Here is a 1,079-nt window from a genome sequence, read left to right as displayed (position 1 = left end):
GCCGTCATAAGTTGAACAACCAGCAAGTACCATTGTCCCTGCCATAGCCATCATTAAACTTGTTTTTTTCATCTTTATCTCCGCATGGGATAGGCGAGTATTGCCTTGATTATAGGCAACTTTCGTCAATTATTGTCTTATCGATGTTAAAAGTAAGAAGGGCGTAGACATATTTAGAAGAATTTTAGACATTTCTCATAAAGAGCTTGCTAGTACCTCACATCTGTTGCGGATACATAGTGAATGTATCGAGCGTAAGCCGCTCAACAAGACGCGATCTCGTGAACGGTTTAGTACACTTTAATTGGGTTAGGTATCGCTACTTTGGCTTGCTTATTAACACAACGATGATTTAAAGAGTGAACTCCGGTAGTATGCGCGCATCATATTTACGGGGGTATTTTCGATGAGACATTTACAATCGACCATTCATCCAGAACTCGACCATCTTGACGATAAAATTATCTTTCAGCGTAATGCAGCGCGTGCCATTGTACTTGATGGTGAAGATGTGTTGTTGCTCTACACCGAGCGTTATCACGATTACACGCTACCTGGTGGCGGAATTGATGAAGGTGAAGACGTTATTGCAGGGCTAGTCCGTGAACTCGAAGAAGAAACGGGGGCGCAAAATATTCATAGCATCAAACCATTCGGCATTTTTGAAGAGTTTCGTCCTTGGTACAAAGACGATGCCGACGTGATGCACATGATTTCGTACTGTTACACATGCAAAATCGATCGTGAGCTGGGCGAGACAGCGTATGAAGATTACGAAGTAAAGAATGGTATGCGTCCAGTTTGGATGAATGTCCATGAAGCGATAGCACATAACGAAAAGACGATGGCAGAAAGCCCGAAGAAAGGAATGAGTATCGAACGTGAAACGTTCTTACTTCACCTGATCGCTAAAGAGTTGCTTTAGCTGTCACCAGAGTCCCGAAGACTGAGCTCATACCTATTGAATGGGAACGAGTTTCAGTAAGCGTTTTTAGAAGTGTTTAGGGATTTCATCATTCACTTCTTTACGCAATTAAGCTCAATAAAAAAGTCCTAGCTCCCCCCCGGAACCCGTACTT

At 42.8% G+C, this 1,079-nt stretch carries 1 protein-coding gene; it reads left to right on the top strand.

Features of this window, described 5'->3' with window-relative positions:
* Nucleotides 1-406 precede the first annotated feature (406 nt).
* The gene (locus R7F07_RS25370) at nt 407-925 is read left to right on the top strand and encodes an NUDIX hydrolase (RefSeq protein WP_005464022.1); all 519 of its coding nucleotides are present in this window, start codon (nt 407-409) and stop codon (nt 923-925) included.
* Nucleotides 926-1,079 lie beyond the last annotated feature (154 nt).

The sequence above is a fragment of the Vibrio sp. YT-16 genome (assembly GCF_033337405.1).
GTDB classification, from domain to species: Bacteria; Pseudomonadota; Gammaproteobacteria; order Enterobacterales; family Vibrionaceae; genus Vibrio; species Vibrio alginolyticus.
This window is presented reverse-complemented; position numbering and strand designations above follow the sequence as displayed.